The sequence below is a fragment of the Pedobacter africanus genome (assembly GCF_040548825.1).
GTDB classification, from domain to species: domain Bacteria; phylum Bacteroidota; class Bacteroidia; order Sphingobacteriales; family Sphingobacteriaceae; genus Pedobacter; species Pedobacter africanus_A.
Genome location: NZ_JBEPSL010000001.1, coordinates 1,176,474 through 1,188,522, shown reverse-complemented (window position 1 = coordinate 1,188,522; position 12,049 = coordinate 1,176,474). Strand labels below are relative to the sequence as shown.

The window sequence follows — 12,049 nt, the reverse complement described above, 5'->3', positions numbered from 1 at the left end:
CCTTACTTTCTAACTATGCGCCCCCTTATAAACGAACCAATAGATCAGCAGGGCGATCACCAGCAATGGGATCAGCCATCTTAAAACTACTGCAGCACCATTGATGTCTTTTTCTTTCACCGCCTGGGGCGAAGGCCCCGGATCGTCCTGATGATGTGCATAATCATGTTCTATCGGTTTGTGCGGTTTGTTTGGGTCTTCCGTATGTTTCGATTCCTGATTTTCCATGACTTTAAGTTTTGGTTTATCTAACAACAAGCCAGCCGGTAAAAAGTTTCCGCAACAAAGCCCTATCTTTGTACCCAATGGCAGCCAATGCAGCAACATACAGCAAAATGATCAAGGATGAAGCCCTCAGGCTTGGCTTTATGCAATGTGGTATTGCCAGGGCAACCTTTTTGGAGGAAGAGGCGCCAAAACTTGAAAAATGGCTCCGGAACAACCATCACGGGCAGATGGGCTATATGGAAAACCATTTCGACAAAAGGCTTGACCCCAGGCTGCTTGTTGAAGGCTCAAAATCAGTGATCTCGCTCACTTTAAACTATTATCCGGGCGAACAGCAAAGGGATCCGGAAGCACCAAAAATCTCCAAATATGCTTACGGAATGGATTACCACCAGGTAATTAAGGATAAACTGTTCCAGCTGCTCAACTATATCCGCCAGGAAATTGGTGAGGTAGACGGCCGCGCATTTGTAGACTCGGCACCGGTACTGGACCGCGCCTGGGCCAAACGCGCCGGCATCGGCTGGATTGGCAAAAACAGCAACCTGATCAATAAAAAAAGCGGCTCCTTTTTCTTTCTGGCAGAACTCATTGTAGACCTGGATCTGGAATACGACCATCCTTTTGAAGCAGACCATTGCGGCACCTGCACAAAATGTATTGATGCCTGCCCAACTGAGGCCATCTTATCTCCTTTCGTGGTCGATGCCAGGAAATGTATTTCTTACCTCACTATTGAACTCAGGGAGGAAATTGATCAGGGTTTTAAAGATAAGATGGACAACTGGATGTTTGGCTGCGACGTGTGCCAGGATGTGTGCCCATGGAACCGCTTCGCCGTACCGCATGCAGAACCCCAATTTGCAGCCAATGCGCAGCTGCTGCAAATGAAAAAAGAGGAATGGCTGGACATTACAGAGGATGTATTTAAAACGATCTTTAAAAACTCTGCCGTTAAACGCACCAAGTTCAAGGGGCTGGCCAGGAATATTGATTTCATAAAAAAGACCTCTTAAAGAGGCCTTTACACTATTTTACACGAAACACGTTGTCGCTTTTGTCCTTATCCGGCACATGCACACTTCCCAAAATCACTTTTTTAAGATTTTTAACCGAAATCACCTCAATACGAATCAAAGGATCGCCGTTTTCCCATACGCCAATGCTATGATGGATTTTTTCGGAAGAGCCGTCAGCATACTCCAGTTTAAGGTCAACAGGCAGAGGTTTAAGGCTCTTATTTTCTATCTGAATGCTGTATCCTTTGCTGGTTTTGGTTACAGCTTTTAACCCCATATCGGTAACCCCCTCATCAAAAAACCAGCGCTTCCAGAACCAGTTCAGGTTTTTACCCGAACCTTCGTTCATACTGTAAAAGAAGTCGAAGGGCATGGGATGTTTACCCTGCCACCGGCTGATGTAATGATGCAGCGCTTTAATAAATAGCTCATCGCCCAGGTAATCTTTAACATAAAGGTAGCCAAGCCCGGGTTTAGGGTAGGAATTGGTAAAAGTACCAACACCTTTTAACTCTGGCGTTAAAGTAACGATAGGTACATCGCTGCCTGTTCCTGAAGAAATAGCGGTCGATTCGACCCCATAATCGTCTACCATTGCAGTATCTATCATTGGAGCGAGCAACCACTCTCCTATGGTTGCCCAGCCCTCATCCATCCAGCCGTATTTGGTTTCATTGGTACCCATATAAAAAGGGAACATGGTATGAAATACCTCGTGAACGGTAAGTGTGATGGCATCTTCCCTTTTCTCGACCGGGTTATCATTTACCATCATGGGATATTCCATCTGATCGAGTCCGTCGAAAACGGTTTCATGTGCATATGGGAAAGGCCATTTTGGAAAAACATGGCTCATCAGCTGCACGGTTTTCGCCGCAAAATCTACCACTTCGTAATAGTCGCGATGAACAGGATTAAAAGCAGCATCTACCCTGGTCCGCCTTTTGGTCTGGGCGTCAACCATCACACTGGTCGATTTCCACAGGTAATGGTTACTGGTAGCAAAGGCAAAATCGGTCACATTTTTTGCTTCAAAGGTATAGGTATTGAAATCCTTGCTGCTGGTGACGGCTTTACGTTTCAGGTCTTCAGCGGTGATGACATCTATAACTTCATCCGCATGTTCGGCCTTTTTTAAGCGGTTTGCGACCTCCTTTTTAAAGACTTCATTTGCATTCAGCAGATCGCCGGTAGCCCATACCACATAGTTTTTTGGGACAGTAATGTCGGCCCTGAAATTGCAGAAGTCGTTATAAAACTCCTCTTCACCCGTATATGGGTATTTGTTCCATCCGTCTACGTCATCGTACACCGCCACTCTTGGAAAGAAATAAGCCAGAAAATGGGCGCTATCGCTCACCTGGCCAGTACGCATATGCGAGCCTTTATTTAAGATATACTGGTAATCTATTTTTAGTTTAAGGGATTTGCCTGGTGCAAGTTCCGCAATGTCAGCATGCATATTGGTACCATCTATTACCGGAATGGTTGTCCTCCCATTTACCTGTAGCAATTGCACATCAACACCTGCACCCATATCTTTTGGAGCAAGCTTCGTTTTCACGTTTACGCCCTTTTTATAAAGGTTAGGATAGAGTTTAAACCAAAGCTGCTTAAGCGTATCAGGGCTATTGTTGAGGTAAGAGATTTCTACCTCGCCTTTTAACACACGCGATGCCGGATCAAAATTAGTTTTCAGCTTATAATCAGCGGTATTCTGCCAATAGCCTGGTCCCGGTTTACCACTAACATGCCTTGTCCCTTTTGAATAGGCTTGTTGTATATTTGGCGGCACAGGCAGGCTTTCCTGGGCGAACGCAGGCGCAGACAACAACAGAAATATTGCCGCCAGTCGTTTTTTTCTGATCATAGGTTCAGGGCTTATTTCCCAAATTTCATTTTGAGCTGCTCCAACATATCATTGGTCACTTCTTTGGCAGGCCGATCTTTTTTTTCCTGGGTTTGCTGGGGTTTGGTGTACTGCTGCTGTGGCTTGGCCTGCGCTTGTTTGACTTTATTGGCTTCCTTTTTTTTACTCCACCTTGCCCATATCTCATCCAGTTTTTTCTTGGTATACAGCGGAAAATCCCCCTGCTTCATCCAGGCATAATAGCTGGGTTCTATATCAAATACCTGTTCAACAGTTTTGCCTTTATGTTTACCAAAATTGAATATCTCTTCGTCATTTTCATTAAAGACCATTCTGCCGGCAAAATCAACCGGTTTGTTCATATTGGTAAATACATGAAGGGCATCTACATCATTTTGCACAGGTTTGGATATCTGGCCTTGTTTATCTTCAAATTCCGCATCTTTATAACGTTCAATCTGTGCCAGTAATACCTCATATGTGGCCTTGATATCAGCTTCGGCCGAATGGGCATTAACAATATCTTTATCACAGTAAAACCTGTAAGCAGCCCTGAGCGTACGCTGCTCCATCTGGTGGAATATATTCTGTACATCAACAAACTTTCTGTCGGTCATATCCAGATCAACGCCCGCCCTTAAAAACTCCTCCAGCAATACCGGGATATCAAAACGATTGGAATTGTACCCGGCAAGATCTGCATCCCCAATAAATTCGGCAAGTTCGGCAGCCACAGTTTTAAATGTGGGCTCGTTGGCAATATGTTCATCATAAATTCCATGGATCAATGAAGAATGCAGAGGAATAGGCATCTCCGGGTTGATGCGCATGGTTTTGATCAGTTCAGATCCATCCGGCATGGCTTTTAATATTGCAATTTCAACAATACGATCAGCACCAACATTAACACCGGTGGTTTCCAGATCAAAAAAAGCGAGTGGGCGTTTTAAATTTAATTTCATTTTTAACTTTTTCGTAGCTTTTCAAAAGTCGTAAAAATCATTCATTAATCCTCAACTTATTTGATAACACATTAATTTCTATTGGAATAGTTTAAAATCTATTTTTTTATTCAAATTCCAGCATATATCTTGCGCTATGTTTTTGCGATAAACGCTCATTTATGAAATATCTTGTTTTTTTAGCTGCTTTTTTCTTTTCGGGAACAGCATTTGCACAAAACTTTGACTATGCCAATGTAAGTGGAGACGAATTGCTCCTAAAAAAGGTTGATCTGGACAGCAACGCCAATGCGGTTGTGCTCAGGGAATTTGGTACTGCAGCTGTCAGGGTTGATGATGCCTACGGCAATTTATACATCGATTTTGAATACCATGTACGCATAAAGATATTCAACAAAAATGGTTTTGAAAATGCCAACGTTGTTATTCCGCAGCGGATTTATGGCGATAAGGAAGATATGATCTATGACCTTAAAGCAACAACCATCAATGAAGTAAACGGGCGCCCGGTATTGACAGAACTGGACAAGAAAAAAATATTCAGGGAGAAAAAGAACAAATATGTGAACCTGACAAAATTCACCATGCCCAATCTTACTAAGGGCAGCATTGTTGAATACAGTTACCGCATCCACTCGCCCAGCCTCTACAACTTCAGGAGCTGGGAATTTCAATCTGGTATCCCTAAGCTGCATAGCGAATTCATTGCCAATATCCCCGCTTTATACAATTATAATGTAAGTCTTCGCGGTGCGCAGAAGCTGAGTTCCCAAAATGCCGAGCTCAATAAAGAATGTCTCAGAATTGCAGGGAGAAGCATTGATTGCTCTAAGATGACCTATATTATGAAAAACGTTCCGGCACTGATCGAAGAGGACTACATGACTGCTGCCAGTAATTTCAGGTCGGCCATCAATTTTGAACTGGCCGAATATTACATGATGAACGGCGCAAAAAAAAGTGTCACCAAAGAATGGAAAGATGTGGATCATGAGTTGCTGGATGATAAATCGTTCGGGGGACAAATGAAAAGAAAGGATATATTTAAAGATCTGCTGCCAGAAATACTCAAAAATGCCTCTGATCCCCTGAGTAAAGCACAAGCAGTTTTTTATTACATTAAGCGGAATATCAAAAAAAATGGTTTTATCGGAATCTTTAGCGAAAACACCATCAAAAAAGCACTTGAAAATCATACCGGAAATATAGGAGACATTAACCTGGCACTGGTAGCTGCTTTGAATGCCGCTGACCTGGATGCGGAAGCAATGATTCTTTCAACGCGGTCAAATGGTACGGTAAACAGCTTGTATCCCGTGATCAGCGATTTCAATTATGTGGTTGCGAAAGTAAACATTGATGGAAAATCGTACCTGCTAGATGCTTCCGAGCCGCTGATGCCTTTTGGCTTGCTTCCCCTACATTGCATTAACGGACAAGGAAGGGTGATCAACCCTAAAAAACCCTCTTATTGGTACGATCTTAAAGCCAGTCAGAAAGAGACCACCCGTTACAGCCTGAATGCCGAACTGGGAAAGGATGGAAAGATAAAAGGCTCCCTGAGCGTTTACTCGTTAGGATATGCGGGATGTAACAAGCGCAGAAAAATTACTGCCGCCAGCTCCGTAGATGAATATGTAGAACAGCTGGATGAAAGTATGCCGAAGATCCGCATCCTCAAGCATCAGATACAAAATCTGGACAGCTTGGAAAATGTCCTTACTGAAACCTATGAAATTGAGATGTCGGCTTTTCAGGACCTGAATCATGATCCGCTGTTCTTCAATCCTTTTTTTGTGGAACGTATTTCCAGAAACCCATTCAATCTAAACGAGCGTAGCTACCCGGTCGATCTTGGTACCCAAAGTGAAATTCGTTTTACCCTATCGCTTAAATTACCAGGCAATTACACATTGGCCGATAAACCCAAAGAAATCAATATGGTATTGGCAGATAACGGCGGGCGCTTTGTATGCAGCACCAGTCTGGAAGAGGATGTCCTGATTTTCACCGAGCTGCTCCAGTTCAACAAAGCGGTATACGATTCCGATGAATACCATTCACTTAAGGAGCTCTACAGCAGGATCATCCAGTTACAGAAAACAGATATTGTTCTTAAAAAAGTAAAATGACCTTAAAAAACCTTATTCCTTTTCTGCTGCTGCTTTGCAGCTTTAGCAGCTTTGCACAACAGGAAGAATATGCAGCCGATCAAATCCCGGCAGCATTAAAAAACCGGGCGAACGCTGTGATCAGAAAAATGGAAACTACCGTGGATATGCAGGCGGATGACCAGGTGATCATGACCGTAAAAAAGGTGGTGACTGTACTCAATAAAAACGGAGATGAACAGGCCGAGCTCACTTTACCTTACAGTAAAAATCTGGCCATCAAATCGGCGAAAGGCATTATTCTGGATGCCTTTGGAAAACCAAGGGGTAAATTTACATTGAGCAATTTTTCCGATCATAGTGCGGTGAGCGACATTTCCCTGTTTGAAGACGATCGCTTAAAGCATTTTGCCCCTACGGTTATGAACTATCCTTACACCCTTTTATGCGAGTATGAATTGAAGTTTAAACAAAATCTGATGATACCGGCATGGCGTGCGGGCGGCATACCTGGTGTTGCCGTGGCCAGCAACAGTTTTACCTTTACCTGTAAACCGGAGGATAAAATAAGGGTCAAAAGCGTCAATTATAAAGGCGATCCTGAAGTAACAGGTACCGCCAAATCCAAAAGCATGACCTGGACGGTTAACAATGTACCGGCATTTAAACCCGAACCTTTTGCCCCGGACCCGGAGCGTTACAGCACCTTTGTAAAAATTGCTCCGGAAGCGTTTAGTTATTATGGGTATAAAGGCCGCTATCAGAACTGGAATGAATTGGGGATGTGGGAATATACGGAGCTGATCAAAAACAGGCAAAACCTGCCTCCGGATGCCATTGCAGCTGTTAAAGCCCTGGTACAGGGTGTGGACAATGATAAGGACAAAGCCAGGAAGATATATGAATATGTACAAAAAAAGACCCGTTATATCAGTGTACAGATAGGCATTGGCGGACAAATGCCCATGCAGGCCTCAGAAGTTCAGCAGCTCTCGTACGGAGACTGCAAGGCCCTGGTCAATTATACCCAGAGCCTGTTGAATGTGGTAAACATTCCTTCTTATTACTGCGTAGTGAATGCAGGTCCTTTTAAAAAGGACATGGATGCTGATTTTGCCAGTATGAACCAGGGCAATCATATCATTTTATGCCTGCCGCTTAAAAATGACACCACCTGGCTGGAATGTACCAGCCAGACCAGTCCTTTTGGCTATTTGGGTACTTTTACCGACGACCGTACCGTACTGGCCTGTACCCCGGAAGGGGGTAAAATACTAAGGACTCCCGCTTTAACTACCCCGATGAACACCCAAAAGCGCAAGGGCGAACTTAACCTGGATGGGGAAGGAAATGTTCAGGGCAGCCTGAAAACCATTTACGGTGGCGCTCAATATGACAATTGCAATCAACTGATTGACCAACCTTTAAAGGAACAATTGAAACTTTTAAAGGATACATACAGCCTCGGCAATATTGATTTCAGTTCCTGTAAAATAACCCAGGATAAAGGGGAAACACCACGCACAACAGAATTACTGGAGTTCGGTATTTCGCGCTATGCTTCAAGAACCAGCAACCATTTTTACCTGGTACCCAATGCCTTCAACAGAAAACGGACTGTGCCGGAAGTGAGCAACAGAACCCTGCCCCTTTTTATCAACAGAGGTTATGTAGATGAGGATGAACTTATTTACACACTACCAGATAACGTGGACATAGAAAGTATGCCCAAAAACACTTTTATCAATAATGAATTTGGCAGCTATCAGGTCAGCATTAAAAAAGAAGGTAATAAATTGATATATAACCGGAAATTTGTTTTAAACAGCGGAACCCACCCTGCCGAACGCTACGCAGCTTTTGCAGAGTTCATCACTGAAGTGAGTGTTGCCGATCAGGCCAAGGTTATTTTTAAATCAGTTAGTTAAAGAACCTGCTTTGACCAGGGCCCGCTGGTAGGCCGGTAAACTCAGATCATCTACCACAACACCTCTGGTTGTAGAAGCATGTACAAAGCAGTTGTTGTTTAAATAAACACCTACATGGTCTACCATCCCGCCCCCGAAGGAAAAAAAGATCAGATCGCCCTCCTTCAGCTGTGCTACACTCTTTTCTTTAATTACATTTGCCTGGTCCCTGGACCTCCGCGGCAGTGTATTGCCATAAATATCTTTCTGCAGCAGAAATGCAAAGCCCGAACAATCAATCCCTCTTTTGTCCAGTCCGCCCAAACGATATTGTACGCCCGTCCAATCGGTAATAAAACGGTACAGCTGTTTATTCCTCAGGTGTGCCATAGCATCGGCAGCTTTTACGGCAGATACATTGGGCCTGACCGTTTTTTTCCTGGAGCTACATGCTGAAAAAAATAAAGCAGCCATCAGCAGCATAAGGAGCGCAAATCTGTTTGTCTGTATTTTTTTCAAAACTTCCATATTATTGTTTGATTAAACGTTGTATTTCATCCAATTTCAATAAAGCCTCCACAGGAGTCAGTACATTCACATCCAGGTTGTTCAGCATATCCCTTATTTTTACCAGGATAGGATCATCAACAGCAAACATGTGCAGTTGATATGCCTGGTTCTGCACCTTCTTGATGCTGTCTTTAATGCTTTGACCTTCTGTTCTGTCTATTTCCAGCTTCTTTAAAATCTCGTTGGCCCTGTTGATCAGCTTAGGCGGCATACCCGCCATTTTGGCCACGTGGATACCAAAGCTGTGCTCACTTCCACCCGGCACAAGTTTCCTTAAAAAGATCACTTTATTGCCCACCTCTTTAATGGAAACATTAAAGTTTTTGATGCGGCTCATGGTACTGGCCAGTTCATTCAACTCGTGATAATGGGTAGCAAACAGCGTTTTTGGCTTCGCTGATGGGTGCGTATGTAAAAATTCAGCAATTGCCCAGGCTATGGAAATCCCATCGTAGGTGCTGGTACCGCGGCCAATTTCATCGAGCAGGATCAGGCTGTTGTCCGAAATGTTGTTCAGGATACTGGCGGTTTCATTCATTTCCACCATAAAGGTACTTTCTCCTGAAGACAGGTTGTCTGAGGCCCCTACACGGGTAAATATCTTGTCTACCAATCCGATTGTAGCTGCTTTTGCCGGCACAAAACAGCCCATTTGTCCCATTAAAACAATTAAACCGGTTTGACGTAGTATGGCCGACTTACCCGACATATTGGGACCGGTAATGATGATGATCTGCTGGCTCTCATTATCGAGAAATACATCATTGGTGATGTACTCTTCGCCCACAGGCAAACGCTGTTCTATTACCGGATGCCTTCCACCCTTGATATCCAAAGCTTTACCTTTAGTGATCTCAGGTTTTACATAATGGTGCTTAACCGCTAGCTGGGCAAAGCAAAGCAGTACATCCAGTTGTGCAACCAAAAAAGCATTCAGCTGTATGGGCTTAATATAGGTGCTCACCTGGTACATCAGTTCGTTATACAGCTTCACTTCAATCTGCTGGATCTTTTCTTCAGCACCAAGGATCTGCTCCTCGTATTCTTTTAGTTCGGGGGTAATGTATCTTTCAGCACTCACCAGCGTCTGCTTCCTGATCCAGTCGGCCGGCACCTTATCCTTGTGGGTATGGGTAACCTCCAGGTAATAACCGAACACATTGTTAAAAGCAACTTTCAGAGATGGAATACCGGTAGCAGCGGCTTCTCTTTTCTGGATTTCTACGAGGTAATCCTTACCCCCGAAAGAAATTTTACGCAGCCGGTCCAGTTCTTCATCTATCCCATCGGCAATCACATTCCCTTTAATGAGTAATGCCGGCGGGTCCTGCTGCAGTTCCCTTTCCAGCTTTTCCCTGATGCTCAGACATGGGTTCAGCTGATCGGCAAGTGCCAGCAGGAAAGCATTTCCTGATTTCTGGGCCAATGATTTTATTTCTTCTATATGGTACAGTGCCTTTTTTAACTGGCAAAGTTCCCTCGGGCCAACCTTTTGCAGACCAACCTTTGAGATTAGCCGCTCCAGGTCACCTATCTGCCTGATGTGCGTTAAAAACTCCTGTAAAAGCACGTCGTGCTTTACCAGGTAATCGACCATACCCAACCGCTCCTGAATAGGTTTCAGTTCCTTTAAGGGCATAATGATCCATTTGTGCAGCAAACGGGCGCCCATTGGGGTACAGGTATTGTCCAGTACCTCAAAAAGCGTTACCGCGTTTTCGTTTGGCGAATTCACCAGCTCCAGGTTACGGATGGTAAAGCGGTCGAGCCACATGTATTTGTCTTCTTCCAATCGCGATATGGAAGTGATGTGCTTTAAATTTCGGTGTTCCGTTTCGTTAAGGTAATGCAATACCACCCCTGCTGCAACAATACCACTGCCCAGCCTGTCGACGCCAAAACCTTTTAATGAATTTACCTCAAAATGTTTGGTCAGTGTTTCGTTGGCATAATCTGATGTAAAGGCCCAGTCGTCCAGGTGATAGGTGTAGAATTTATCTCCAAACAGTTCCAGAAACTCTTTTCTTCTGCTCTTTTGAAAAACAACTTCGTTGGGTTTAAAGCCTTGCAATAGCTTATCTATGTATTCTGCATTGCCCTGTGCCACCAGGAATTCACCTGTAGAAATATCTGCAAATGACACCCCTACCGTAGATTTATCGAAATAAACCGCTGCCAGGTAATTGTTTGATTTTTGGTTCAGGATATTGTCGTTATAGGCAACACCTGGTGTAACGAGTTCGGTTACGCCCCTTTTGACAATGGTTTTAGTGGTTTTAGGATCTTCAAGCTGATCGCAGATGGCTACCCGCTGTCCGGCACGCACCAGCTTGGAAAGGTAATTGTCCAAAGAATGGTGCGGAAAGCCTGCAAGCTCCAGCGCGCCGTTAGGCCCCGTCCCCCTCCTGGTCAGCACAATGCCGAGGATCTGCGAAGTTTTGATTGCGTCTTCGCCAAATGTTTCGTAAAAGTCACCAACTCTGAACAATAATAATGCACCCGGGTACTTTGCTTTAATCACATTGTACTGCTGCATTAACGGGGTTTCTTTAGTATGATCTTTAGCCAAAATGAATCTGTTTACAAAATCGTAAAGATACTACCTTGAGGTATAGGCTTTACGATTTGTTGAAAAGTAAAAAAATGTGAATAGGTTTATAATTTTGTAATGTAGGACAGGAACAATTCCAGTGCTTCACGTTTTTTGTCGGTAAGCTCAAAATCCAGTTTATTCAGCAGGTAATCTTCCAGGTCAAAATCAGCATGCACTGGCAGTGCATGCAAAAGCTCACTGCGTTTGGAAAGTCCGAATGCCAGAGCTTCATTAAAATCATTAATGAAAGCCTGGGGAATGGGTTTATTGGCCACCCAGGCCGCGTATACAAAGGGAAGGCCGGTAAAGTTCATCCATTCCTGTCCCATATCGTAAGCATAGGCAAACTGCTCCTTTTTCCCAAAGGTACGGTCGCCAATCAGTACCAATGCATCTGTTTCAGCAATTGCATCAGTAGTGTAAACCACCTCCTGTTTGAAATGAAATTTGAGCAGCACCTTTGCCAGGTTATTCGATGTCCTGGAATGGCTGTCCAGCTTTACCGTTTTAATTTCACCTGCCGGGACCTTGCTGAAAATAAATACTGAATTTACCGCACCTACAGAACCGATGCAATAATCGGCCACAATGTGCGCGCCGGGAACCTGAGGGATTGCCGCAACAGGAACCAGACCGATATCCACCTGTCCATCAATCAATTTAGCAGCGCAATCTGTAGGAATATCTAAGCTCAGATCGATCTGTTCCAGCAGGGCTGAATGTTCAATTCCGTAAATAAATGGTTTGGTATTGGTATAGGAAACAGCAGAGATTTTAATCTTGTTCAAC

The 12,049-nt window shown here is 44.0% G+C and carries 9 protein-coding genes; 3 read left to right on the top strand and 6 right to left on the bottom strand.

The genetic code is table 11. The features are described 5' to 3' along the window. Positions 1-9: 9 nt before the first annotated feature. Positions 10-228 (bottom strand): hypothetical protein, encoded by a 219-nt coding sequence (locus tag ABIE26_RS04805; protein WP_310139442.1) that lies wholly within the window; start codon positions 226-228, stop codon positions 10-12. A gap of 77 nt (positions 229-305) precedes the next feature. On the opposite strand from ABIE26_RS04805, the gene queG reads away from it, so the two are divergent. Continuing rightward, a complete protein-coding gene (gene queG / locus ABIE26_RS04800; protein ID WP_310139445.1) occupies positions 306-1,244 on the top strand; it encodes a tRNA epoxyqueuosine(34) reductase QueG in 939 nt (312 codons plus the stop codon). A gap of 13 nt (positions 1,245-1,257) precedes the next feature. On the opposite strand, the gene ABIE26_RS04795 is transcribed toward queG, so the two are convergent. Both ABIE26_RS04795 and ABIE26_RS04790 read right to left on the bottom strand, forming a co-directional pair. Then, entirely contained in the window at positions 1,258-3,117 is a 1,860-nt protein-coding gene (locus ABIE26_RS04795; RefSeq protein ID WP_310139447.1) for a M1 family metallopeptidase, read from the bottom strand. 11 nt (positions 3,118-3,128) lie between these two features. Beyond that, a complete protein-coding gene (locus tag ABIE26_RS04790; RefSeq protein WP_310139450.1) occupies positions 3,129-4,079 on the bottom strand; it encodes an exonuclease domain-containing protein in 951 nt (316 codons plus the stop codon). Between the two features lie 161 nt (positions 4,080-4,240). Here ABIE26_RS04790 and ABIE26_RS04785 point away from each other — a divergent pair, with 161 nt between their 5' ends. Beyond that, complete coding sequence (locus ABIE26_RS04785) at positions 4,241-6,211, top strand: DUF3857 domain-containing protein (RefSeq protein ID WP_310139451.1); 1,971 nt, start codon at positions 4,241-4,243, stop codon at positions 6,209-6,211. After that, positions 6,208-8,118, top strand: coding sequence for a DUF3857 domain-containing protein (locus ABIE26_RS04780; protein WP_310139452.1), 1,911 nt, complete (start codon positions 6,208-6,210; stop codon positions 8,116-8,118). The genes ABIE26_RS04785 and ABIE26_RS04780 overlap by 4 nt, the downstream gene beginning before the upstream one ends. Here the strand turns inward: ABIE26_RS04780 and ABIE26_RS04775 are convergent. The 3 genes from ABIE26_RS04775 to ABIE26_RS04765 all read right to left on the bottom strand — a co-directional run bounded on the left by ABIE26_RS04775 (position 8,107) and on the right by ABIE26_RS04765 (position 12,048). Beyond that, a complete protein-coding gene (locus ABIE26_RS04775; RefSeq protein WP_310139455.1) occupies positions 8,107-8,625 on the bottom strand; it encodes a C40 family peptidase in 519 nt (172 codons plus the stop codon). The genes ABIE26_RS04780 and ABIE26_RS04775 overlap by 12 nt on opposite strands. 1 nt (position 8,626) lies before the next feature. After that, entirely contained in the window at positions 8,627-11,236 is a 2,610-nt protein-coding gene (gene mutS, locus ABIE26_RS04770; RefSeq protein ID WP_310139457.1) for a DNA mismatch repair protein MutS, read from the bottom strand. 86 nt (positions 11,237-11,322) lie between these two features. After that, a complete protein-coding gene (locus tag ABIE26_RS04765) occupies positions 11,323-12,048 on the bottom strand; it encodes a menaquinone biosynthetic enzyme MqnA/MqnD family protein (RefSeq protein ID WP_310139459.1) in 726 nt (241 codons plus the stop codon). Position 12,049 lies beyond the last annotated feature (1 nt).